Annotated in this window: 20 protein-coding genes and 2 pseudogenes; 15 read left to right on the top strand and 7 right to left on the bottom strand. The window is 66.6% G+C overall.

The features are described from left to right. The first annotated feature begins 167 nt into the window (after nucleotides 1-167). The 5 genes and pseudogenes from DAT35_RS23410 (at nucleotide 168) to DAT35_RS59080 (ending at nucleotide 4,877) form a co-directional block, all read left to right on the top strand. Nucleotides 168-1,220: an LGFP repeat-containing protein gene (locus tag DAT35_RS23410; protein ID WP_108069360.1), complete on the top strand. Its 1,053-nt coding sequence runs from the start codon at nucleotides 168-170 to the stop codon at nucleotides 1,218-1,220. Between the two features lie 86 nt (nucleotides 1,221-1,306). Then, the gene (locus DAT35_RS23405) at nucleotides 1,307-1,762 is read left to right on the top strand and encodes a DUF4279 domain-containing protein (protein WP_108069359.1); all 456 of its coding nucleotides are present in this window, start codon (nucleotides 1,307-1,309) and stop codon (nucleotides 1,760-1,762) included. A gap of 61 nt (nucleotides 1,763-1,823) precedes the next feature. Then, nucleotides 1,824-4,136: pseudogene (locus tag DAT35_RS23400) on the top strand (protein kinase); the annotation flags it as partial. A gap of 80 nt (nucleotides 4,137-4,216) precedes the next feature. Continuing rightward, nucleotides 4,217-4,627 (top strand): hypothetical protein, encoded by a 411-nt coding sequence (locus DAT35_RS23395; RefSeq protein WP_108069357.1) that lies wholly within the window; start codon nucleotides 4,217-4,219, stop codon nucleotides 4,625-4,627. A gap of 79 nt (nucleotides 4,628-4,706) precedes the next feature. Further along, a complete protein-coding gene (locus DAT35_RS59080) occupies nucleotides 4,707-4,877 on the top strand; it encodes a hypothetical protein (protein WP_158501841.1) in 171 nt (56 codons plus the stop codon). A 16-nt stretch (nucleotides 4,878-4,893) separates the two neighbouring features. Here the strand turns inward: DAT35_RS59080 and eutB are convergent, their stop codons facing one another. Further along, nucleotides 4,894-7,299 carry an ethanolamine ammonia-lyase subunit EutB gene (gene eutB / locus DAT35_RS23390; protein ID WP_233261662.1) on the bottom strand — a complete coding sequence of 802 codons (2,406 nt, stop codon included), beginning with the start codon at nucleotides 7,297-7,299 and terminating at the stop codon, nucleotides 4,894-4,896. A 171-nt stretch (nucleotides 7,300-7,470) separates the two neighbouring features. Here eutB and DAT35_RS23385 point away from each other — a divergent pair, with 171 nt between their 5' ends. Beyond that, the gene (locus tag DAT35_RS23385) at nucleotides 7,471-8,211 is read left to right on the top strand and encodes a class I SAM-dependent methyltransferase (protein WP_199242975.1); all 741 of its coding nucleotides are present in this window, start codon (nucleotides 7,471-7,473) and stop codon (nucleotides 8,209-8,211) included. Then, nucleotides 8,208-9,302 (top strand): D-TA family PLP-dependent enzyme, encoded by a 1,095-nt coding sequence (locus DAT35_RS61835; protein ID WP_108069355.1) that lies wholly within the window; start codon nucleotides 8,208-8,210, stop codon nucleotides 9,300-9,302. The genes DAT35_RS23385 and DAT35_RS61835 overlap by 4 nt, the downstream gene beginning before the upstream one ends. A gap of 691 nt (nucleotides 9,303-9,993) precedes the next feature. On the opposite strand, the gene DAT35_RS23370 is transcribed toward DAT35_RS61835, so the two are convergent. Further along, complete coding sequence (locus DAT35_RS23370) at nucleotides 9,994-10,902, bottom strand: LysR substrate-binding domain-containing protein (protein ID WP_108069353.1); 909 nt, start codon at nucleotides 10,900-10,902, stop codon at nucleotides 9,994-9,996. Nucleotides 10,903-11,031: 129 nt separating this feature from the next. On the opposite strand from DAT35_RS23370, the gene DAT35_RS23365 reads away from it, so the two are divergent. Beyond that, a complete protein-coding gene (locus DAT35_RS23365; protein WP_108069352.1) occupies nucleotides 11,032-11,784 on the top strand; it encodes an SDR family NAD(P)-dependent oxidoreductase in 753 nt (250 codons plus the stop codon). Nucleotides 11,785-11,789: 5 nt separating this feature from the next. Here the strand turns inward: DAT35_RS23365 and DAT35_RS23360 are convergent, their stop codons facing one another. Both DAT35_RS23360 and DAT35_RS23355 read right to left on the bottom strand, forming a co-directional pair. Next, entirely contained in the window at nucleotides 11,790-13,076 is a 1,287-nt protein-coding gene (locus tag DAT35_RS23360) for an epoxide hydrolase family protein (RefSeq protein WP_108069351.1), read from the bottom strand. Between the two features lie 26 nt (nucleotides 13,077-13,102). Beyond that, nucleotides 13,103-14,092, bottom strand: a complete 990-nt coding sequence (locus tag DAT35_RS23355; RefSeq protein ID WP_108069350.1) for an alpha/beta fold hydrolase — start codon at nucleotides 14,090-14,092, stop codon at nucleotides 13,103-13,105. Between the two features lie 98 nt (nucleotides 14,093-14,190). Between DAT35_RS23355 and DAT35_RS23350 the strand changes: the two genes are divergently transcribed. Then, a complete protein-coding gene (locus DAT35_RS23350) occupies nucleotides 14,191-15,099 on the top strand; it encodes a LysR family transcriptional regulator (RefSeq protein WP_108069349.1) in 909 nt (302 codons plus the stop codon). 247 nt (nucleotides 15,100-15,346) lie between these two features. Here the strand turns inward: DAT35_RS23350 and DAT35_RS23345 are convergent, their stop codons facing one another. Continuing rightward, nucleotides 15,347-15,934, bottom strand: coding sequence for a nuclear transport factor 2 family protein (locus tag DAT35_RS23345; RefSeq protein WP_233261661.1), 588 nt, complete (start codon nucleotides 15,932-15,934; stop codon nucleotides 15,347-15,349). On the opposite strand from DAT35_RS23345, the gene DAT35_RS23340 reads away from it, so the two are divergent. Both DAT35_RS23340 and DAT35_RS23335 read left to right on the top strand, forming a co-directional pair. Then, on the top strand, nucleotides 15,917-16,699 hold the full coding sequence (locus DAT35_RS23340; protein ID WP_108069347.1) for an alpha/beta fold hydrolase: 783 nt from the start codon (nucleotides 15,917-15,919) through the stop codon (nucleotides 16,697-16,699). The two genes, DAT35_RS23345 and DAT35_RS23340, sit on opposite strands and share 18 nt — an antisense overlap. A gap of 371 nt (nucleotides 16,700-17,070) precedes the next feature. Then, complete coding sequence (locus tag DAT35_RS23335) at nucleotides 17,071-17,787, top strand: SUKH-3 domain-containing protein (protein WP_108069346.1); 717 nt, start codon at nucleotides 17,071-17,073, stop codon at nucleotides 17,785-17,787. Nucleotides 17,788-17,825: 38 nt separating this feature from the next. Here DAT35_RS23335 and DAT35_RS62415 read toward each other — a convergent pair. Beyond that, nucleotides 17,826-18,020: pseudogene (locus DAT35_RS62415) on the bottom strand (hypothetical protein); the annotation flags it as partial. Nucleotides 18,021-18,189: 169 nt separating this feature from the next. Between DAT35_RS62415 and DAT35_RS23325 the strand changes: the two are divergent. The 3 genes from DAT35_RS23325 (at nucleotide 18,190) to DAT35_RS23315 (ending at nucleotide 20,138) form a co-directional block, all read left to right on the top strand. Further along, nucleotides 18,190-18,924, top strand: coding sequence for a hypothetical protein (locus DAT35_RS23325; protein ID WP_108069344.1), 735 nt, complete (start codon nucleotides 18,190-18,192; stop codon nucleotides 18,922-18,924). Beyond that, nucleotides 18,915-19,487 carry a hypothetical protein gene (locus tag DAT35_RS23320; protein WP_108069343.1) on the top strand — a complete coding sequence of 191 codons (573 nt, stop codon included), beginning with the start codon at nucleotides 18,915-18,917 and terminating at the stop codon, nucleotides 19,485-19,487. The genes DAT35_RS23325 and DAT35_RS23320 overlap by 10 nt, the downstream gene beginning before the upstream one ends. Before the next feature lie 441 nt (nucleotides 19,488-19,928). Beyond that, nucleotides 19,929-20,138, top strand: coding sequence for a hypothetical protein (locus tag DAT35_RS23315; protein WP_108069342.1), 210 nt, complete (start codon nucleotides 19,929-19,931; stop codon nucleotides 20,136-20,138). Between the two features lie 190 nt (nucleotides 20,139-20,328). Here the strand turns inward: DAT35_RS23315 and DAT35_RS23310 are convergent, their stop codons facing one another. After that, on the bottom strand, nucleotides 20,329-20,751 hold the full coding sequence (locus DAT35_RS23310; RefSeq protein WP_108069341.1) for a hypothetical protein: 423 nt from the start codon (nucleotides 20,749-20,751) through the stop codon (nucleotides 20,329-20,331). A 1,188-nt stretch (nucleotides 20,752-21,939) separates the two neighbouring features. Between DAT35_RS23310 and DAT35_RS58260 the strand changes: the two genes are divergently transcribed. Continuing rightward, nucleotides 21,940-23,256 (top strand): hypothetical protein, encoded by a 1,317-nt coding sequence (locus DAT35_RS58260; RefSeq protein WP_146209843.1) that lies wholly within the window; start codon nucleotides 21,940-21,942, stop codon nucleotides 23,254-23,256. The last annotated feature ends 512 nt before the right edge of the window (nucleotides 23,257-23,768 follow it).

The raw sequence follows: 23,768 nt of genomic DNA, 5'->3' as shown, positions 1-23,768 counted from the left end.
GAGATGGCCCGAGGTCTCACGCGAAGCGAGGCCATGCGCGTGGGAAGAAATAATGCCTGCTCCGTTACTTCAGTGAAGCCGGCGGCGGACGGTCAGACAGCGTACGCCTCTCCGCCCCGCCATCCGGCTCAATCACACCAACACTGGAGTTCGGGGGGAATTCGATCATGAGCGGCATCGACACCAAATACGCGCAGCTTGGCGGGAGCAGTGGCCTCCTCGGTGCACCGAAGTCACCGGAGACGAGCTGCCCGGATGGAGTGGGCCGCTTCCGCCACTACGCCTTCGGGTCCATCTACTGGAGCCCCGACTCAGGGGCTCATGAGACCCACGGCGCGATTCGCAACCGGTGGGCTCAGCTCGGCTGGGAGAAGAGCTTCCTCGGTTATCCGACGACGGATGAGACGACGACGCCGGACCAGATCGGCCGCTTCAATCACTTCCAGCACGGCTCCATGTACTGGAAGCCCACCCTCTCCGCCCATGAGGTTCATGGCCTCATCCGCGATTACTGGGCGCAGCATGGCTGGGAGAAGAATCCGAACCTCGGCTACCCCATCTCCGATGAGCTGCCTGCCGCCGACGGCTCCAAGAACCGGTACAGCGATTTCGAGAACGGTGTGCTGTACTGGCGCTACGGAGCCTCCCACGCCTCGGAGCTCAGCAAGTTGACCCTGGGCAACGCCAGCAGGACCGCGGCCGAGGTGCTGGAGGAAATCAAGAAGATCGCCGTCCCGCTGATGACCAAGAAGGTCGATGGGCACCAGCTCTACATCACCAGTGGCCCGTTGCTCGGCGGCCAAGAGCCGCTGGGGGGCCCCTTCAACATGACGGAGTTCATCAAGCCGGTCACCGACTACTCGTTCAACGGCCAGCGCGTCATCAACCGGCTCTACAAGGTGCACACCTCGCTCGGTATCGAGGTGTCCGGCTCCGCGGACATCAGCGCCGTCCTCGACCTGCAGCTCGAGGTGTTCTTCGACAAGAAGACCCGGACGGTCAACGCGGCACCTCGGAAGTGGTGGGTCTACGTCAACGTGCCGTGGCCGACCTCGTGGGCCGTCTCCGCGGATGAGATTGTCGAGAAGTTCAAGGGCGTGGTGGGCCCGGAGATGAACAAGGTCCACCAGATCGCCACGGTCCCCAGCGGCATCAATGTCCTGTCCGTCAAGGTGATGCCCAATGGCGATCTGAACGTCTACATCGAGCCGCTGCTCTGACGTTCCTCTCGCTGGCTTCAGGCGCCCCCTTCGTCCACCGTGCGCTCACTGGCGGCGATGAGGGGGGCGCAGTAGCCTGAAAGACAATGTCAACCCCGGAAGACTCCGAACCCAAGGTGATTGCCGTTGTGGGCGGCCTTGTCGATGAGTCGAGTGCCTGCATCGCGCTCTACGGCACGGACCTCGACCCATCGGACATCACAGCACGGCTTGGCTGTCAGCCTACGTCCTCTCACCGACGGGGAGAACGTCGGTCGCCGAGGAGCAAACCCTACCACACCGGCGCATGGTTGCTTGAAGCGCGCGGGACGGCTCCGACAGGCCCGGATGCTCTCATCCGGCGCCTGTTCATGCGATTGCCACTCGATGCGGAGCTCTGGCGGTCGCTTTCAGACAAGAATGAACTCCAGGTCAGGATCGCCGTGCACATGTCCGGGTGGAACCAGGGGTTCAATCTTTCTCCAGAGGTGGTGGGTCTGATTCACCAGATTGGAGCCCAGGTCGTCTTCGACATCTACGCGTACGATGAGCAGGAGGAGTAGCTGGGGGCCGGGTTAGGCTGGGGCCCTGGCCGGAGGTCCGGCGCGGGGAGGTACAGCTCGGATGCGCGAGGAGCATGAAGTCGAGTTGCGCGTGGCTGTCGCCGAGGGACTCCTGTCCCGCGAAGAGGTGGACTCGCTGCGTGAGGAGGCCCGGCGCCTGGGGCACAGTCCCCTGCGGTTGCTCGTGGAGCGGGGCCGGCTCTCCGAGGAGAGTCTGGTGTCCCTGCGGGGGCTTGTGCTGGAGGCCGCCCGTCCGAAGGAGGCCAGGCCGAACGAGGAGCCCACCCAGACCGCGCCGCGAATGCCTCCGGCGCCCCGCCCGGACGAGCTGCCGTCCTTCCCCGTCCCGGGTTGGGACCGCTACCAGCCGGTGAGGTTCCTCGGCCAGGGAGGCATGGGGCGGGTGTTCCTCGCCTACGACCCCCGGCTGCGCCGCAACGTGGCCCTCAAGTTCGTCCGGGATGGCGACCCCGAGCTCACCCGCCGCTTCCTCTCCGAGGCTCGCGCCCAGGCCCGGGTGCGCCACGAGCGCGTCTGCGAGGTGTATGAGGTCGGCGAGGTCGAGGGGAAGGTCTTCATCGCCATGCAGTACATCGACGGGCAGCCGCTCGGCGTGGCCGCCCGCGAGCTCACCGTCGAGCAGAAGGCAATGATGCTCCGGGACGCGGCGCTGGGGGTGCACGAGGCCCACCGGGTGGGGCTCATCCACCGCGACCTCAAGCCCTCCAACATCCTGGTGGAGCGGACCTCGGACGGGGCCCTCAGGCCCTACGTCATGGACTTCGGGCTGGCGCGGGACTGGAACGAGCAGGACACCGCCTCCGGTACGGTGCTGGGCACGCCCCACTACATGGCTCCCGAGCAGGCCCGCGGCGAGGTGACGACGCTGGACAGACGCGCGGACGTCTACAGCCTGGGCGCCACGCTCTACAGCATCCTCACCGGTCAGCCTCCCATTCCGGGTAGCAACGGCTTGGAGGTGCTCAACAACATCCCCACGTGGGAGCCGCGCCCTCCGCGCGCCCTCGTCCCGGACCTGCCGGTGGACCTCGAGGCCATCGTCCTCAAGTGTCTGGAGAAGGACCGCTCCGCCCGCTACGGCTCGGCGCGTGCCCTGGCCGATGAGTTGGAGCGCTTCCTCGCGGGCGAGCCCGTCCAGGCCCGTGCCGCCGGGCTCGCGTACCGCCTGCGCAAGAGGCTCCGCAAGCACCGCGCCATCGCCTCGGTGGCGGCCGTGTCGCTCCTCGCCGTGGTGCTCGCCCTCGGGTGGGCGGGGCTCCAGCGCCGCGATGCCGTGCTGCGCGAACGTCTGGCGCGGCGCTTCACCGAGCTCGTCGAGCGCGTCGAGTCCGCCGCCCGCTACTCGGACCTCTCCCCCCTGCACGACACGCGCGCCGACCACGAGGCCCTCCGGGCGCAAATGGCCGAGCTCGAGGCGGAGATCCGCCAGGGCGGCGAGCGCGCGGTGGGGCCGGGTCATTACGCACTGGGGCGCGGCTACCTCGCCCTGGGCGATGAGGCGAAGGCCCGCGAGCTGCTCGAGTCCGCGTGGGCTCATGGCTTCCAGGAGCCTCGGGCCGCCTATTCTCTGGCGCTCGTGCTGGGCCGCCTCTACCAGGAGGCGCTCGATGCGGCGCGGCGGCTTCAGGATCGGGACTCGCGTGAGGCCCGCATGCGTGAGGCGGGACGCCGCTACCGCGACTCCGCGCTCACGTACCTGCGGCGGAGCGAGGGCGCGGCGGTCCCCTCCACCGACTACGTGGCGGCGCTCATCGCCTTCTACGAGGAGCGTCACGAGGACGCGCTGGCGCGGCTCGATGCCGTGGGGGACTCGCTGCCCTGGTTCTATGAGGCCCCCCTGCTGCGAGGAGACATTCTCGTGGCGCGTGCCTGGCGGCGCTGGGAGCGGGGCGAGCGCGACGGGGCCCTGGCGGACTTCGAGGCGGGCCGTCAGGCCTATGCGAAGGCCGCGCGCATCGGCGAGAGTGTGCCCTCCGTCCACCGGGCCCTGGCACGGCTCGAGTTCTTCGCGCTGGTGACGGAGCTGTACGGGCGGGGAGACGTCCTGCCTCCCTTCACCCGATGCCAGGAGGCGCTCACCCGCGCGCTCACCGCCGCGCCGGACCACTACCCTGGCTGGGTCCTCCAGGCCCTTCTCCACTTGCGGCTCGCCGAGTCCCGGCTCAACCAGGGCGGCGATGTCGAGACGCCCCTGGGCCAGGCCGAGGAGGCCGCGCGGGGTGCGCTCGCGCTCGCGCCCACGTTGCCCGAGGCCCCCTTGGAGCTGGCGCAGTTCCACTGGGTGTGGGGAAGCTATCTGGAGGGCCGTTCCCAGGATCCACGCGAGCACCTGCGTCAGGCTGCCGGGTTGTTCGGCGGTTGCTCAACGTGCTTCCGCGCGCATCACCCACTCCACGAAGCGCGAAGCAGCCCGTCGAGGCTGGAGGAAACGACATGACCATCTCCCGTTTGATTCAGATGAGCTTCGTCAACAACACGTCCGCAGCCCTGACCTACTTCCTGCCAGCGAACCAGCCCGTGCATGGGATTGGCCCGACGGTGACGAATTCGAACCTCGGTCCGCTGGGCTCGTCGGCCAATACCAGCACCGTGTCTTCCAACTGGAACAACGCACTCGCTCCGGGTCCGGAGGGGACGTATCAGTGGAACCTCGACGCGTCGAACGTCTTCACGGTGAGCTACGACCACCCCGCGGGTGCCAGGGAGACCTGGGTGAAGGTCGTCTGCCCGCCGGGGTACGTCTGCAGCTCCCCCAGCACCGGTTCGAATGGGGTCAACACCTTCACGGACCCCTCCCTGGAGCAGCACGAGGCCGCCATCACCATCACGATCTCGCCGGTGTGACAGGGATGTCACCGGGGCCGCTGAAGGGAGCCGGGCTGGAAATGGCCGGGGGGCCGGAGTGGAGTTATGGCTCCGAGTCATGGACAAGAAGCCCCTCCCGTCTCCTCCGCCCACTCCACCGGGGCAGCAGGCCAGCCCCGAGGTGGTGATGCGCACCTGTCCCAACTGCAGTGCGCGGCTCGAGGAGCGCAAGTGCAAGCTCCTCTGCACACGCTGCGGCTATTACATGAGCTGCGCGGACTACTACTGAAGCCCGCGCGTCGCGCTCACGGGGGTGTCAGCCGCTCGAGGATGCGCACCGTGTCCACCGCGGCGGTGGAAGGCACGAGCGCCGTGTCCGCGATACCCGACACCACGCGGGTGATGTCGTGGTCCACCGTCCCCGCCTGCGCCCAGGTGTCCACCGTGGGCGCGGTGATGTAGACGGAGAAGGCATGGTGTCCCGAGCCGGGCCGCTCGCCGATGATGTGCAGGATGGCCCGGCGCGAGCCCTTGTCCGGAAGCGAGCCGTACAGCACCTCGCCGATGTGGTAGCCGGCGCGCACCCGTCCGGAGGTCACCACGATGGGCTGGGGCGCCACCTTGTAGCCTGCGGCCTTCAACTCCGAGTGCAACCGCTCCAGGTACGGCGCGAGATGGCCCTCGTCCGTGAGGGCGAAGGCGTTGAGCCCGTCGGAGATGACGATCTGCACGTTGTACTGGCCCGCCTGTGCGTCCCGGAGGGCTCGCAGTGAGTCCAGCGCGGGCTCCGAGACCTGCTCTCCCGAGGGCGGGTGGAGGATGTAGTCCGAGCGGTCCTTGGATGCGGTGACCACGGTGACGGCGCCGGGCAGGGCGCTCGTGAAGGTGGCGGGCAGCTCGGCCCAGATGCTCTTCCTTCCATCCTCGTAGAGGTGACGGATCTCCTGGTCCAGCTCGGGGTTCAGGTCCCACGTGTTGACGCCGTGGCCCTCCGCGAGCCACACGCCGTGCTCGCGCACCTGCTCCATCTGTGTCCGGGCCTCCGCGAGGATGTCCGCGTCCGGGCGTGTGTCCCCCTTGCGCCGTCGGTACTGGAGGTACACCCAGGAGGGGTCGCCGAAGTGCTCGGTGGGCTGGCCCTGGGCGTCGATGACGCCGAGTTCCTGGAAGAAGGCCCACATCCGATCATCCACCTTGTAGCCGAACCTCTCGCGGATGCGGACGTGGTCCTGGAACGCCGTGGTCAGGTAGCTGAGCATCGGGTCGTTCTTGGTGGGCAGCGCCATGAGGTAGGCGGGGTTGGCGGGCATGATCTGCTCCAGGCACCAGTCGAGGTCGTCCAGGTTGACCTCCATGTGCAGGGTGGAGCAGACGTCCAGGCCGAGCGTCAGGCCGTGCAGCTTGCCCATGACGATGTCCTCGAGGCAGCAGCGCACGAGCTGCTCGCGGGTGCGGAACACCTCGGGGCCGATGAAGCCGGCCACGTCGTTGAGGTGCACCCAGGGGGCGGCCGCCCTGCCGGCCCCGAGCTGGGCCTGGGCCACGCGCTGCTTGAGCACGCGCGCGAAGCCGTACTTGCGTGACTCGTGCACCACCATGTCGAAGCCCTCGCCATGGCCGTTGGTGCCATCGGCGCCCTGACCCGTTTCGAAGTAGAGGCCGTATTTGCCGGTGCGCCGGGCCGCGTGGCCCAGCATCTTGGGGAGGGTGACGTCGAATGTCTGGTTGGCGCCCTCGGTGCCGCCGAGGCTCTGGAACCAGAGTGCGGTGGAGCCGGGTTCGAGCTCCTCCACCTGGGCCTGGATGTCGATATGGGACAGCACGCAGTGCGGCATCACCTCCGCGATGCCGAACGTCTCCAGGGTGTCCCGGAGCGCGTTCTCCACCTGGTGCACCGAGGCCACTTCGCTGGAGACGGGGTTGGTGCCGAGCACCACGTCACCCACGGCGAAGGCCCAGCCGTTGAAGACCTGCCAGCGGATGTCGTCGGGGTGGTCCGTGGGCGAGTTGGGTTGGATGCGTGCGCCCAGGTAGCCCTTGGCGCCGATGTGACTGCCGGGCAGCGGGTTGAAGACCTTGGCGCCCACGGCGATGAGCTCCTCGTTGGTCATCAGCTTCACGATGCAGCCGATGAGGTCGCTGCTCAGCCCGGGCATGATGGCCTTGATGTCCGCCTCGCCCTGGTCGAGCAGGAAGCGCTTGAGCTCACCCAGGGTCCAGCCCTTCACGGAGTTGGCCGCCGCGGAGTCCACGCCCTGCTCGATGAGCGTGAAGAGGCCGTCCTCGAAGAGCGGATGGGCGCGCAGGTCCCCGAGGCGGGTGTTGGCCAGCAGGGTGCGCGCGTTGGCGCGAGAGGTGTCGTCCGCGGCGGCCAGGCCCGCGGCCTCGTCGCCCTCCTTGTACGCGTTGGACGCGCCGATGAGCTGCCGGTACAGGGTGAGCTCGAAGCCTCCCTTCTTGCGCTCGAGGTAGGCGAAGAGGTCCTCTCCGGGCCGTACCTCGGGGACGTAGACTCCCGAGGGGGGCGGAGTCACCTCGGGTGGCTTCTCCTCCTTGCACCTCGCGAGGGCCAGCGCGGAGGCACCGAACAGCACCGAGCGCATGAATGTGCGGCGGCACATCCTCACCGCTGGCCAGAGCGGGCCCGTGGGTGGAGACATGGGGCTGCGAGGCATCCCCTGGCGTGGCCGGACCCGATTCATGGTCTTCATGGTTGTTCCTCTCGGCGAGTTGAGAGCGGAGCTCCGCGCGGCCCCCTCGCCGCGCGCGGAGTGACTGGAATTGTCGCGGGGCTCGGACACGGAAGGCAAAACAGCCCTGTCTGGCATTGCACAGCAGTGAGCGTTGCGCGGCGGCCGGATTCCGGAGACCCTCGGCCGTGCATGAAGGAGCCCGTCCCCCCACCTGGGAAGAGCGAAGACGATTCACTGGAGGACCTCGAGCTGCCGTTCCTCGAGGCCGTGGCGCTCCGGGTGTCCGTGTTGCTTATTGGTCTCTTCACCCGCGTTACGGATGTGCTCGTGCTGCTGGTGCGTCCCGGGCTGCTGCGGCCCTACCTGGGCATCTGGCTGGCCGAGCTGCTGCACTCGCCCTACCGGCCGCGGCGCACCTTCGAGATGACCCGTGCGCTGAAGGCCAGCGGGCAGGGGTTTCGCGAGCTCATCTATGGCGAGACACCGCTGCTCACGGCGTTGCGGCTCTTCCGGAGGGCCGGAGTGGGCCGGGGCAGCCGGGTAGTGGACGTGGGGGCGGGACGGGGGCGGGCGCTGCTCGCGGCGAGGCGGCTCGGAGCGGAGGCGCGAGGAGTGGAGCTGTTGGTGGACCACGTCGCGAGCGTGGCGGGACAGCTCCGGCCCGCAGGCATCACCCTCACCGTGGGGGATGCGACGCGGGAGGACCTGGGAGATGCGACCCATGTCTTCGCCAACTGGACGGCGTTGAGCCCCGAGACGAAGGCCCGGCTCACCGAGCGCTTCCGGGCCTGCCGTCCGGGGACGCGCTTCGTCGCAGTGACGCGGCCCATCGAGGGAACGGACTTCGCCACCCTGGGCCGGTACCGGATGCTCTTCACCTGGGGCTTCGAGTCGGTATGGCTCCAGGAGTACCGTCCCGGACCCGAATGAGCCTTCCATCCCTGGACAGCATCGAGACCCCGGCGGCGCTCGTGGACGAGGATCGCCTGGAGAAGAACCTGCACAAGGCCGCCACGTATATGCGCGAGCACGGATTGCGGTGGCGGCCGCACACGAAGACACACAAGGTGCCGGAACTGGCGGCGAGGCAGCTTCAGGCCGGCGCGACCGGCGTCACGGTGGCCACACCACGCGAGGCGGAGGTGATGGGCGCGGTGGCCGAGGACGTGCTCCTGGCCTATTCACCCGTGGGGGCCTCGAAGCTCACGCGGCTGATGGCGCTACCCCGGCGCGTGCGGCTCTCGGTGGGGCTGGACTCACGGGAGGTGCTGTCCGGGCTGGCCGGGGCCGCTCGAGGGGCGGGGCGCACCGTGGGGGTGCTGGTGGAGCTGGACCTGGGGATGCGCCGCGTGGGCGTGCAGACGCCGGAGGAGGCGGTGGCGCTGGCCCGCGAGGCCGCCGGGGCGGAGGGCCTCGAGTACCAGGGCGTGATGTTCTACCCGGGACACATCCGCATGCCGCTGGCCGAGCAGGGCCAGGCGCTCGCGGAGGTCTCGAGGCGGCTGGGGACGTTCCTGGACGCGCTGGGGGCGGCGGGGCTGAAGCCGGGCGTGGTGAGCGGTGGCTCCACGCCCACGCTGTGGCGCTCGCACGAGGTGGTGGGGATGAATGAGGTGCGTCCGGGCATCACGCCGTTCTTCGACCGGGCCAGCGCGTGGATGGGAGCGTGTGGCTGGGAGGAGGTGGCCTACTCGGTGCTGGCGACGGTGGTGAGCACGGCGGTACCGGGGCAGGCCGTCATCGACGCGGGCTCCAAGGCGCTGGCGAAGGAGGAGCTGCCCGTGGGTGGGTACGGGGCTCTGCTGGACAGGCCGGAGGTAGCGATGCATGCCATCTCCGAGGAGCACGGGATTCTGGACCTGTCGCGCACCACGTGGAGACCGCGCGTGGGCGAACGGGTGAGGGTGGTGCCCAACCATGTCTGTGTCTCGGTGAACCTGCAGGACGAGCTGTGGGCCGTGCGCGGCGAGCAGATCGTGGGCCACTGGGACGTGACGGGGCGGGGCCGGGGGCCGGCGTAGCGTGGAGGAGCAAATGCGCGAGGAGAGGTTCTCGACAGCGGTAGAGGCCGGTCACATGGGATGGGTCTACATCCGGATTCCGTTCGACCCGTCGGTGACTTGGGACGCACGGTCCCGCCACTTCGTCCGGGGGCGCTTGAACGGAGGAAGTGCTCCCCTCCGCCCTCACCCCGCGAGCGCTCGTGCTCGGCAGCCTCATCGGCGCGCTCATGTGTCTGTCCAACCTCTACGTGGGGTTGAAGAGCACAACCTGCTGGAAAAGCTGCAGCTGCCGGGACGCGCGCAAGCCATGCGGCGCGTGCGCGACGCGCCGTGGCTGGCGCCTTCCGCGCCGGGTAGGAAGCAGGGCGCTTAAAGGAAGTCGTTCAGGGTTTGATTTTGGAATCTGATACGTAAGCGGAAATTCATCTTCACTTTGTCCCGGTCCTTGGGCTCGAACAGCTGAAATGGCCGCAGGTGTGCGCCTGGAGCGAAGACGTCGTGGGTGCGACCAGGCAATCCTGGTCCGAAAGGAGCGCCAGGCCCGCGCCCGCGAGCGCCACCATCGCCGGATAGGGCGTTCCGAACCCGTCTGGCGGCCCGCTCGCTCCTCGACCGCTCGAACCGTGGAGCCAATGGGCTCTCGAGGTCTGCTTCATCAGGGAGCGCAGGAAGTCCCGCCCCGAGCGGGCGCCGGAGGACGGAGTCCCGCTCACTCGCCCAGCATCAACGCGGCACGCACGTGCCGGGCGAGGTGGTCGATCAACGCGCTCACGGGAGGCGGCAGGCCCCGGCGGCTGGTGAAGACAAGGTGCACCGTGCCCTCCGGCGCGTGCCAGTCCGGCAACACGTGGACGAGCCGCCCGGAGCGCAGGGCGGTGGCACAGACATGGTCGGGCAGCAGCGCCACGCCGAGCCCCGCGACCGCCGCCTCGCGCAGCGCATGGAAGTCCCCACACGCCATCCGCGGCTGATGGCGCACGGAGGCCCCGCGCTCCCCGGGCCCGATAAGCTCCCAGACGTCCCGGCCCTCCTGCTCGGTCGGGCTGAGCGTCGGAACTTCGCCCAGGACCTCCACTTCCTTCGCCCCACCGAGGCGCTCGGCCCACGCGGGGCCCGCCACGAGGATACGGCGGCTCTTCGCGAGCGAGCGCACGGTGAGCGTCGCATCCGTGTCGAGCGAGGTGCGCACCCGGAGCGCCACGTCGACGCGCTCGGCGATGAGGTCCACCCGCCGGTTCGTCGCCACCACCTGCAGGTTCACCCGGGGATGGCGCTCCATGAAGCCGGTGAGGATGTCCGTCAGGGGCACCATCAGGCCCAGCGGACAGCTGAAGCGCACCGTCCCGTGCGGCTCGCCCTGGGTTGCCGCCACCGCCGCCTCGGCCCGCTTCACCTCCGCCATCACGTTCTGACAGTGGTCGTAGAAGGCCTGCCCCACCTCGGTGATCCGGAAACGGCGCGAGGAGCGCTCGAGCAACCTCACTCCCAGCTGCTCCTCGAGCCGCGCCACCCGGCGGCTGAGCTTCGACTTGGGCTGCCGCAGCGCCCGGCCCGCCGAGGCGAAGCCCCCATGTGCGACGACCTCGGTGAAGAAGAACAAGTCGTTCAGGTCCTGCATGGCGCCCTCATCGTTCCAAAATCAGAACGTAGGGTGCCACAAAGGCCGCCTACCGACCTCATCGTTCCACCTTTAGGTTCTTCCGCGTGAACGGCGGGCTCCACCGCCGCACGGACCAGGAGCAGGACGATGAGCAACAGACTTCAGGGCAAGGTGGCGGTGGTGACGGGCGGCAGCGCGGGGATTGGTCTGGCCACGGCCAGGCGCTTCGCCGCCGAGGGCGCCACCGTCTTCATCACCGGCCGCCGCCAGGCGGAGCTGGACGCAGCGGTGAAGGCCATCGGCCCCCAGGCCACGGGCATCCGGGCGGACATGTCGAAGCTGGCCGACATCGACCGCCTCTACGAGGTGGTGAAGCAGAAGCAGGCCCCCATCGACATCCTCTTCGCCAACGCGGGCGGCGGCGAGTTCGCCCCCCTGGGCTCCATCACCGAGAAGCACTTCGACGACACCTTCGCCACCAACGTGAAGGGCGTCCTCTTCACGGTGCAGAAGGCGCTGCCGCTGCTGCGCGATGGGGCCTCCATCATCCTCACCAGCTCGACGACGAGCATCCAGGGCAACCCGGCGTTCAGCGTCTACAGCGCCACCAAGGCCGCCGTGCGCAACTTCGCCCGCAGCTGGATTCTGGACTTGAAGGACCGCCGCATCCGCGTCAACGCCATCAGCCCGGGCCCCATCAAGACGCCCGGCCTCGCGGGCCTCGCCAGGAGCGAGGAGGAGACGCGCGCGCTCTTCGACCACATGGCGAGCACCATCCCCCTGGGCCGCCTGGGCGACCCCGACGAGGTGGCCCGGGCCGCGGTGTTCCTGGGCTCGGAGGACAGCAGCTTCATCAACGGCATCGAGCTGTTCGTCGACGGCGGCGCGGCGCAGATTTGAGCGGGTCAGCCCTGCCGGATGGAGCGGAACGCCTTGCGCAGCTCGTCCGCGAACAGCATCGGCTGCTCGAAGGCGGCGAAGTGTCCGCCCTTGTCCACCTCACCCCAGTAGAAGAGATGGGGCCACATCGCCTCGGCCCAGCGCCGGGGCGCGCGGTAGAGCTCATGCGGGAAGATCGTCGCCGCCATGGGCAGCTCGATCCGCCCCGCCGAGAAGCCGCTCGGTTTGCCCTGCGAGTTCTGCCAGTAGATGCGTGCCGACGAGGCCGCCGTGTCGGTCAGCCAGTACAGCGTGATGTTGTCGAGCATCTCGTCCATCGACAGGGCGTCCTCGGGATTGCCCTGGTTGTCGGTCCAGGCCTGGAACTTCTCGTAGATCCACAGCGCCTGGCCTGACGGGGAGTCCGCCAGGGCATAGCCAATCGTCTGCGGGCGAGTGGCCTGCTCCTTGAAGTAGCCATACTGCTCGTTCGCGAAGCGCCCGGCGGCGTCGAGCGCGGCTTTCTCCTCGGGCGTCGGGTTGTCCGGCAGCTTCTCCGGAAACACGAGTGGCCAGTTGACGTGCGCCGCGGCCAGGCCAGCAGGACAGACATGGCCGAGCGCATGGGTGACGCCCGAGCCCCAGTCACCTCCCTGGGCGACCCACTTCGTGTAACCCAGTCGCTGCATCAGCACGCCCCAGGCCTTGGCGATGCGAACGACATCCCAGCCCGTCTCCGCAGGCTTGTCGGAGAAGCCAAATCCCGGGAGCGAGGGGATGACGACGTGGAAGGCGTCCTCCGCCCTTCCGCCGTGCTTCGTGGGCTCCGTGAGCGGGCCAATGGCCTTCAGGAACTCGACGATCGAGCCAGGCCAGCCATGGGTGAGAAGGATGGGCAGCGCGTCGGGATGGGGAGATTTGACGTGCAGGAAGTGAATGCCGAGCCCGTCGATCTGGGTCCGGAACTGGGGGAAGGCATTGAGCCGCGCCTCGAACTTCCGCCAGTCGTAATGGTCTCGCCAATAGGCGATCAGCGCCTGCGCCTTGGCGAGCGGAACACCCTGCGACCAGTCGTTCACCGTCTCGCGCTCGGGCCACCGCGTCGCCGCCAGCCGGCGCTTGAGGTCGGTCAGCGCCGCTTGCGGAATCGAGACGCGGAACGGTGTCACGTCCGGGGTTGCGGGAGATACGGTGGCTCCCGCCGCCTCGGCGCTCGTCTCGCCCCCCACGGCGGCGAGGGCCGTCGCTCCCGCCATCATCTGCAGGACGAGACGGCGAGAGGGAGTGCTCGCGGAACTCTTGATGTCGGTCATGATCTGCTCCGGATGAGACGCGGTGGCTATTTCAGGAAGTCGGAGAGGTAGCCGATGGTGGCCTCGGGCTTCTCCTCGGCGATGAAGTGCCCGCTGCCCTCGACCTTGAGCACACGCAGGTCCGTGGCCTTGCCCGTCAGGGTGGACTTCAGCCACCCGTACCCCGGGCCACCGAGGCCGAGCACCGGCATCGTCAGCTTCGCGTAGGTCCCGTCATCGACGATGTCCTGCGGAAAGGCCTGGTACCAGGCGTTGCCCGCGCGGATCGCCTCGCGGCTGGAATAGGCGGCGGCATAGACGGCGCGATCCCTCGCATCGATGGCGCGCTCGTCCTTGAGCAGATAGCGGAAGAACCATTCCTGCTCGAGCTGGACGCGGCCCTCGAGGAGCTGCTCGGGCAGGCCTTTCACCTGATGGAAGGCGAACCACCACGCGAAGGGGTGGGCCTCATCGATCTTGTCACCGAAGGTGCCCACGGCCGGGAGCAGCGGCCAGGTGGCCAGCTGGGTGTCCGGGTGTGGCACGTCGAGCATGACGAGCTTGCGCGTGGCCTCCGGATGATTGGCCGCGAAGCTGAACGCGACCTGCGCGCCGATGTCGTGGCCGACGAGGTCCACCTTGTCGTAGCCGAGTTGGTGGACCAGTTCGAACAGGTCCTGGGCCATCGTCTTCTTCTCGTAGCCGCCAGCCGGCTTGTCGGAGCCACCCATCCCGCGCAGGTCGACCGCGATCACCCGATGCTCGCGCGCCAGGGCGGGCATGATCTTATGGAAGGCCCACCACGTCTGGGGCCAACCCGGCAGCAGCAGGACCGGCTCGCCCTTGCCTCCAGCGACGTAGTGCAGCCGCACGCCGTTCACCGTCGCGGAGCCTTCGGTGAAGCCCGGCAGCGTGCGGACCAGCGCCGCATCGGATACGGCCGCGGGCTGCTTGTTGGCGGCCTGGGCCAGGGCCGGGCCGAAAATCGAGGTCGTGACTGCAAGCGCCTGGACGGCGAGTGCGATGCGGCTCTTCATGGGGTGCTCCTGTCGAGGTCCTGCTCTGGGGCAGAGGTATCGACACGCCCACCCGTGCGAAATAGAAAGGCCTGCAACTCATCGTTGCAGGATTGTCGATGTCGAAATTACCGGACTTCGAGGGACTGGCGATGTTCGCCAAGGTGGCGGAGGAGCGGTCCTTCGCATCCGCCGCCCGAGCCATGGGAGTGTCCGTCGCGACGGTCTCGCGAGGCGTCAGCCGGCTGGAGGAGCGGCTCGGGGCCCGGCTCTTCAATCGCACCTCGCGCAGGCTGGCGCTGACGGCGTTCGGGCAGAAGCTCTCGGAGAGCGCGATCCGCCTCTATCGCGACGCCGAGGAGGCGGAGGGCATGGCACGGGAGTTGTCCGCCCGACCGCGCGGCCTCATCCGCCTGGCGGTGCCCATGTCCTTCGGGTTGCGCTGGGTCGCGCCGATCCTGCCGGAGTTCTTCCGCGCCTATCCGGAGGTGTCCATCGATCTCCAACTCTCGGATGCGACCGTGGACATTGTGGGACAGGGCTTCGACGCGGCGCTCCGGATCGCGTTGGAGCTCGACGCATCGCTGGTCGCGCGGCGGCTCTGTCCGGTCTCGCGCTTCATCGTCGCGGCACCGGCCTATCTGAAGCAGCACGGCCGGCCGAAACACCCTCGCGACCTGAGAGGCCGGGCCTGCCTCGGTTACGCCTACCGTGCGCGGAGCGAAGCCTGGAGGTTCGCCAACGGAGAGGGCGAGGAGGAGGTCATCACGCCCCGCGGTCCGCTTCGCGTCACCAACGCGGATGCGCTGGTGCCCACCGTGCTCGCGGGACTCGCCATCGCCGAGCTGCCCGACTTCATCGCGGGCGAATACCTGGACGATGGGCGGATGGAGGTGCTCCTGAAGGACTGGCCCCTGCCGGTGGGCGGCCTCTACTTCGTCACGCCCTCGGCACGCGCGCGTCCGGCCAAGGTCGAGGCGCTCGCCGGGTTCCTCGCGAAGCACCTGTCGAAGCCCACGTGGCGTTGAACGCGCGGACGCAGCCGAGCATCTCCCGCACGAGCGGAACGACCTTGCGGGCATAGGGCCGGGCCGGTGGAGCGGCCGTGCAGCCCCCTTCAGGCGCACCCCTGCTCCGCTCCTGCCTCGCAGGTGCCAGGAGCGGCGCTCTGTCCTCTTGCGGCCCGGGCTCCGTTACCTCCTCTGGCCTCGGCCCCGCTTGGGGGAACGCTCCACAGCTCGTCTCCGAGCTGGATGAGAGAACACCCGCACCGACCTAGGCGCGCTTGAAGGCGGCTTCGAGATTCGGCAGGACCCCGAGCTGACCCAGCAGGACCGTTGCGGCGGTGTAGCAGTGGAACGACTGGACCTTGCCGTCCTTCAAGTGAAACACGTCACAGCATGGCGCGTGGATCTCCTTGCTCGTCGCGGGAATCGTTCCAGCAGGCAGCTCCAGCGGCCCCCTGTGCGTGCCATTCAGCGACAGCTCCACGATGACAACATCACCGCTCACGTAGAAGTCATAAAGCTCCCGGTGCATGTCAGGGAATGCCTTCGCGTAGATCTCGACCGTACGGCCGATCTCGTTGCCATGGTATTTACGGCCCGCGGACACATCGTAAAAATAGCCGTCGGCAGCGAACAAAGACACAAACTGCTTGACGTCCTGGACTTCCGCGGCCTGGTAGAGCGCGCGGATCACCTGTTCATTCGTAGGCATTGCAATCTCCTCGGTGGTGAGAGGTGATGCAGAGGTATCGGCACGCCCATCTTCGCGAAATAGAAAGTCCTGCAACTCATCGTTGCAAGATTGGTAGGTTGCACTGCCATGCCAGGAGGCGTCGAGATGGGTGTACAGAAGCAAGAGGTGGAGCTGTTCTCCGAAACGCTGCGGCTCGCCTTCACGGACGAAGGAGAGGGCCGCCCCTTCCTCCTCCTTCACGGGGGCGCGGGTCCTGCTTCGATGTCCGGGCTCGGCGGCGCGCTCGCGAAGCACGCGCGAGCCATCATCCCGACGCATCCGGGATTCAACGGCCAACCGAGGCCTGACAGGTTCGCGCGGATCGATGATCTCGTGCTGGCGTATCTGTCCTTGCTCGAGCGGCTCGACCTGAGGAACGTCGTCGTCGTCGGCAACTCCGTGGGAGGCTGGATCGCGGCCGAGCTGGCGCTCCGCAAGTCACCCCGCATCGCGGGGATCGTTCTTCTCAACGCGGTCGGAATCGATACGGGACGGGCCGACCGTTCGATCGTGGATCCAATGAAGCTGGCCCCCGCGGAACGGTCGGCGGTGTCCTTCCACAACCCGGCCCGGTTCGCGTTCGCCCCCTCCGGCCCCGAGGCCGCCGCCGCCATGGCCCACAATCAGCAGACCCTCCGCGTCTACGCGGGCGAGCCGTTCATGCACGAGCCGACCCTCCGGTCGCGGCTGGCGCAGCTGTCCGTCCCGGCCCTGGTGGCCTGGGGCGAAAGCGATCGCATCGTGGATGTGGATTACGGCCAGCTCTATGCCCACAGCATGCCGGGTGCTCGCTTCGAGCGGCTCCGCGAGGCGGGCCACTTTCCCCAGATCGAGCAGCTGGATGAGGTGGTGCGTCTCATCGGCGACTTCTCGGCCGGGCTCCGATAGGAAGGAAGGGGGTCCAGTCGCGGGGGGCAGCCCGGGGCACTGCGAGTCCGGCAGTTGTGCGCTCACCCCCTCCACTCGCTCCGGGCGGGCACAAGTGAGCTCGCGCACGGTGTCCGGACACCGTCTTGTCATGATGAACCCGAGCTGACCCGTTCCAACGCAGCTCGGATCCATCATGAAAAACATACAACTTCATACGAAAATCAATTGCTTCCTCATTCTCGCGGTGGGGCTCGCGCTGCGGCTTGCAACCGTTCCAGTCCAACGGGCGAATCCCCCCTCGAGACCGAGCCGGTCATCGGACGCCTGCTCAGCGACAACTACACTTCCAAGCTCCCGGACATGGCTACGGGGGGAAGAAAGTCACGACCATGACGACCTACGATGCCGCGGTGCGCTCGCTGAGCGAGAAGGTTCTCGAGCTTCTTCGCGAACGCGGATGGGGTGTGGACCGGAGTGTTCCCCTGGACGAGGCAAAGGCTTCATTGACGTCGCAGGGCGCCACGCTTCACGCCTACGCCGAAGAACTCCTCCACGCCTTCGAGGGGCTTCAATTCCACAATCCCGCCACGAGCCGGACCCTGAAGATGAGCGCTGTGGATACCTGCGCCTGGATGGACGAGGGGGAGTTGCCGTACGTCCAGGCCCTCTTCGCACCTTCCGCGTGTCCAGTTGCCCTGGGGGCCTACTCGTCTCCTGAGCTCCCCATCACGGATTCGCCCACCTTCTTCGGCAGCAGCTTTCCTGACTGCTTCTTCTTCGTCGCCGAGGATGGCCGATGGCTATGCATCGACATCTACTGGGCCGGGGCATGGTTCTTCCCCAAGCCACCATGCCTCCCGGCCCCGGGGGATTGCTTTCTCTTGGATGGCTTACAGGCTGCGCCCCTTTCGCGTATAGGAGGGATGGGCGCGGTGTTGAGGGAGAGGGCTGGATCCGAGGGGTGGAGACTGAGCAGCGGAGCCACTTGGGCCATGAGACTGCCCGGCAGCACCAGGTCCGCCACCCGCTTGACGAAGGACTCCGCCTCCCCATCCGCTATCCGCAACCCCTCGTACCGCACCAGGGAACTCACCAGGGAAATGTAGCGGGTGCGCGTGCGCACCAGCGCCTCACGCACCGCCAGCTGCGCCTTCATGTGCCTCTTGGCGTCCGAAGTGCGGTGCGCCGGCCGGTACGCCCCCAACTTGCACGCCTCCGCCAGGCTGCGCGCATCCCTCTTGTCTGTCTTCACTCGGCGGCTTCGCGTGGCGTACATGGGGGCGAAGTTGGGGTCGGCCACCACTACCTCATAGCCCAGCTCCTCCAAGTATCGCGCCACCCACTCGCTCTCGGTGGAGGCCTCCAGCAGCACCCGGGCCTTCGAGCGCTTGCTCAGCAACTCCCCCAACCGTCACAAATCGGTCCACCGGACTCTGTCTGGGAGATCCGCCCATGGGCGCTTCCAACAAGGCGCAGGCCTTGCCTTCGTGAAGAGGAGGAGGAGCGAAATGCACACGCTGCGCACCCTCGCCACAGGTGCTGTTCTCGTGGCCACGCTGGGCGCTCTCGCCGTCGCAGGCGAGGCGCGCGCCCAGCAACCCCTGGTTCAGGCTGATTCGAGCCCGAGCGAGAGTGCGCTGGGGCTGGGCGGCCAGAGGCGCCTGACCGATGACCTGGGGCGCTCCTACCCGGTACACGTCAGCCAGCACACCCGTCTGGTCGGACTCCATGACGGGAAGGCGCAGTTCGCCACCACCACCCTGCTCGGGGCCTTCCCGCTCCCCAGCATGAGAGCGGCAAGCTTCGTCCAGAGCAGTACCCTCGGTGGATGCGAGAACGACGGAAGCTACTCGGTCTTGATGTGCCTGACGCAGTTCTACGACCTGCGGAACGACGATGGCATTCCCTATGCCAGCGTCGACAAGTATGTCGCCAGTTGGACTCGCAACGACCTCCAGTTCGCGCTGCTCAAGGGCACCATCTTCGCTGGCGTCAACGGACCGTGTTCCCGGGACACGGAGCCTGCAGAGGGCTGTGGGAATGATCGTCAGCTCATGACCGTGAACTCTCCGAGCAGCGGAGCCGCCTACACGCTCTACCCGCGCTGGGCAGGCAGGTTCGTCCGTGTGGAGGCCTTCGCGCATTTCCAGTGTGCCTACAGCACGGTGACCGTGCGACGCGGCTCGCGCACCTGGACGATGACCCACTCGCACGTCTGCCAGGGGTCGACAGAATGGGACTGAGCGCCAGTGAGTGGGCAGGCCGGCCCGCGAACCGGTCGGTGGGGCGGCTGGTGTTGACTGTCCTCACCGCGTTCGCGGCACTCGTTCCATGGCTCCCTGCGACCGACGCCCACGCGGCGGTCGGCCCCGGCAACAACGTCCTCCAGATGATTCAAGGCTGGATTGACGGGCCCCACGCCCCTGCGCCCCACGCCCACGGGCCGGACGGCCCCTGCAACCGCACCGATAACATCTGGTACATCTGCAAGACGTACTACCGGGGCGAACAGAAGATCCATCTCCGTTACGGAATCCAGATTCAAGGTGGTGGAAGCGGGTGGGGCTACGAACACATCAAGGAACACGGCTGGAGCGCCATCCGTGACAGCTGGATAGAGCACACGCTCCAGGCAGGGACGCCTGAGTTCCAGAAAAAAAATCACCGGATGAGGTACACGTCCAATCCGGGCGGCGAGCCGGGGTGTGTGTTCTACGTCTACGTCTTGTTCGAGACGAAACCGGGGGAACCCGCGCCGCGCTTCATCGACACCGCGTTCGGCAACGACTTCTGCAGCATCCAGTGACATAGGCCTTCCAAACGGGAGGAAGGCATTGGACAGCAAGGAATGGCTGCACCAGGACGAGGACACCTGCCCTGCGGGCGTATAGGCGGGATGGGGGCGGTGTTGAGGGAGAGGGCTGGAGCCGAGGGGTGGAGGAGGGCTGCTGACGGGTGCCACGAGGGCTGTGCGCCGGGCCGGTGGAGAGGCGGTGCAGCCCCATGGGGCACACGCCGACCCAGTGGCCTCCCCAGGGGGAGGCAGCAGGGGCGTGGGCGTCTTTGGCACCGTGACTGCTCGAGGCTCAACACCACGCGTGCTGGGGTGGCCCCTGCGCTGCAGCCAGCTGAGCAGGCCGCGTGGGCAATGACAGGTGCGCCACCTCCGTTACAAAGGCGCGTCCCCCACTCTGTCTTGACGAAAGACCGACCACGGTGCGCGGCCGGTCAAACGACGAGCAAGCACATGACCGCATCGAAGACCGAAACCGCCATCGCTGGATTTCATGAACTCGAGCCATCCGAGCTGGAAATGGCCAGGGGGATGTTGAACCCGCAGCCGATACCGCCGGGGGTGGCGAGCCATCTCTCGTCGTTCTCCTGGGTGGCGCTGAATCCGCAGCCCCTGCCGCCGAGAGAACTCCCACTGCGCCAGGGGGTCATCGATTGGGGGTGAGCGCCCCTGAGGTCTACAGGTCCAGCCAGCGCAGCCGCAAGGCGTTGGAAATGACAGACACCGACGAGAGGCTCATCATCGCGGCTGAGAGGGTGTCAAAGAAGTTGGGTCTCGTTTGAGTCCCACCTTTCGAATCCTTTGACACCATCTCGGGGCACCCGGGACGACCGAGAGGTGGGGACGCGCTCGATCAGTGAGGAGAGGAAGCCGAGCTCGGCGCCGGCGTCTTGCCAGGGCTCGTCGTCTCTGGTGCCTTCTGGGGAGTGGGTGCCTTTGACTCCGCGCCCGCGCTCTCTGCCTTGGGTGCTGTCTGTTGCGTCGAGCCCGGGCCCGAACCCTCCGCCTGCGGAGCGGAGGACGTCGACCCGGTTGCCCGCATGAGGCCGCTCTTGTATTGGGTGTTGCCGTTCTCGTCGCCCTTGTGCATCCGGCCCGTCATGACATGCCGCGTTTCGGTGGTGTACCAGATGCCGGAGGACTCCTTGATCGTGTTGGAGGTTTTCGAGTCGATGACCTCGATGGCCCGTCCGTTGAGCGTGACGCGAGCGGGGCGATAGCGCGTGTTGCCGTTCTCATCGCCATCGTGCGCACGGCCGATCTCCGAGAGTGTCAAAGAAGTTGAGAGATGCGACGAGGGACAACACGCGGAGGGAAGGAGAAGAGAGGAAAGCGGGCCGAGAAATCTCCCCGCATCCACCGAGCGGCCGCCTCTCGGAATGCCGCGACGAAGGAACGGTACTGCACGCCAAGCTCCTTCAACGCCTGACGCGTGGAGGCATGTCCCAGGGGCCGAGGGCTGCGCTTGAGACGCTCGGGCCGGGTATGCGGGTGCTGCGCCTGCACGGCCCGCGCCCCCAGAACGGACTTCCCATGAGCACGGGCCTCGGCCTCCACCTCCTGCACCTCCCTCTGCCTGCGCTCTGCGAGGCCGAGTGCACCTCGCGGGCCAGCCCTCAAGGCCTTGAAAAGACTTGGAGAGCGGCAGGTCTACCCGTCCACGCCGAGTCCAGTCCTTGTTCGAGTCCCTCCTTTCGAATCCTTTGAACCATCTCGGGAGAATCCTTTGATAGCGGATTTCAGTTGAGTGTTCCGGTTAAACCATACAATCCACCCTGCTCGGCGCTCTCTCGGTAGAGCCTTCGATCGGATTCACTCGGGGATGAGGAATCCGCTCTCTGCGTGCGAGCAGGGCTTGATATAGAGAATAGGAACATTCAACTGAAATCCGCTATGACACCATCTCGGCTTGAGCTGGAACGAGTGCTCACCTTGGCCGGAATACGCACCCTGGCGGATCCGACCGGGCCTTGCGGGCCCAGCCGACGGAGACATTTACTCCCGAGCTTTCGCTGAGTCTGTCGCCCTTCCCAGCGTCGGGTATGACTACGATGGCATCTGGGTGCTTCCATCGATGGAACTTTCATCCATAAGAACGTTTGCTAGCTTCGCTGCACAGGGGATACCTCAGCCTACCAGGTCCACTCTCATGGAGCAGAACAAGGGCTGGGTCGCCCACTGGAGGAGCAATGGGGTAGCTACCCTATGCAGTGGGGGGACTCGCCCAGGGCCTGCTCGGTGGATACATAGAAAGAGCACATTGATCCAGGAGTCTCTAGCGACAGACTACTCTTGAACGTCAGCCAATTGAACTCATCCAGGAGTGGCTCTTGCGAAGTCCTCCTCACTTCCTGGCCTCATCGAGCTTCCGGAGGAAGCGCGACTGCTTGGAGTCTGTCTTAATCAAATCGCATCTGAAAATTGGGGGAATTCAGCTTCACGACGTGCGGAAAGTAGGCTCCGTATGACAAGTCAAAGAGTCATTCAAGCGCTCTGTCTCGCAGTCGTGGGCCTTCAGCAGACCGGCTACGGGGGGCCAACCGCTCTAGACTCCTCAAATGACAATGAACCTGAGCTGGGCATCACCCGGCAAGGCATCTCGGTGTCGTTGACCCGGCCGGATTACAGCGCGACCCATCTGCTTTTTCCGTCCAGCTTCACGAGCAAGGCAGCCGAAATACAAGCAGTCGAAGGCACTGGCAAGGTGACGGTCACGCCACTGGAGAGCTTGAGTCTCAACCGCACGCACAGCTCGGGCGCGGTGTACCCGACGACTGGCGGTCTGACCTTCTCGAGCTGGTTCCGTTGGAATACACAGGACAACGATGACGGCATCGTGGGCAGTGAATGGAATCCCCAGGGTATGTCCGGCACATGGGACTCGGGTGCTCAAATCGGCGCCGCTGACTGGATGGCCGTGACCTGGCCGCATCGCGATTACAACCTGAATGTGGATGATGCGCTCCGTATCTCATTCAGCAAGAGTCCATCGGCCACGGGTACCTACCGTCATGTGTTGCTCGTCAATACAGTGGCGGATAGTACCGTTCCAGGTGGTTACAATTTAACGGCCATCAAGCGGCACGGAGATGGTCTGGTCTGGTACAAGAAATACTTGTATGTCGCTGATGCGTGCAACGGGTTCATGGTTTTTGATACCCATCACGTCTGGCACATCTCCGACTACAATGACGAATCGGTTGGATGGGACACCGCGAGGAGCAGCTTTCACGCCAGATACCATCTTTACGCAATGCCGCTCATCGGCTGGTACCGATGGTCGACGGGTTGGAACTGCACCAACGGGGCCACGGGTACCGGGGAAAACCATCCCGCATTGGCTTCAGCGCATCTCGACCGTACGTCCGTACCGGGGGTACATACTTTGTACGGCACCTCGCTCGACGGAAGAGCCGTGGGCTGGACCCTCAACCAAACGACCGGTCTTCCAGTCCTCTCCTCCGACAACCTGGCTCACCCGAGCGTTGGCTACAAATTCGGCGGATTCGATGGCCTCACTCATCGACTGACGGCCTTCGCGGTTGTCGGCGGCAACGTCTATGCCGCGGACATAGATGGCGCGACGAGAGACCCCTACGGAACCGGTGGCTGCTTGCACTACACCGATTTGTACAAGGGAGCGAAGACGGGCAGCAGTCTCGCGTTCACCGGCTTCCTCAACTCGTGCACCGAGGCGCTCTCCTATCGGAGTGCAACCGGTCGCCTCTGGACCATCAACGAGACCCAGGGTCACAAGGAAATCAATTCATTCGTGCCGTAGCGTGGCAACGCCTCGAAGCGCACGCCGCATTCACATGTACAGCCAGCAGGTAGTAGACCGAGAAGTGCTTCGAGGCGCCCTCGGCGTATAGGAGGGATGGGGGCGGTGTTGAGGGAGAGGGCTGGAGCCGAGGGGTGGGGGAGGGCTGCTGAAGGGTGCCACGAGGCTGTGCGCCGGGCCGGTGGAGAGGCGGTGCAGCCCCATGGGGCACACATCGGCCCAGTGGCTTCCCCAGGGGGAGGCAGCAGGGGCGTGGGCGTCTTTGGCACCGAGACTGCTCGAGGCTCAACACCACGCGTGCTGGGGTGGCCCCTGCGCTGCAGCCAGCTGAGCAGGCCGCGTGGGCAGTGCCAGGTGCTCCAGAATGGCGCGCACTGCGTTGGGAGCCGTCAGGACGGCATCGACACACTGCCACGGGTCCGCCACCATTATTTGAGCGCGTGACCGTCACGCTGCCGGTCCATCCCCTCAAAGGAGTGATGCTGCCGGTCGCCCGGTTCATTCGCAGCCAG

The sequence above is a fragment of the Vitiosangium sp. GDMCC 1.1324 genome (genome assembly GCF_003044305.1).
In the GTDB taxonomy this organism is placed as follows: Bacteria; Myxococcota; Myxococcia; order Myxococcales; family Myxococcaceae; genus Archangium.
This window is presented reverse-complemented; position numbering and strand designations above follow the sequence as displayed.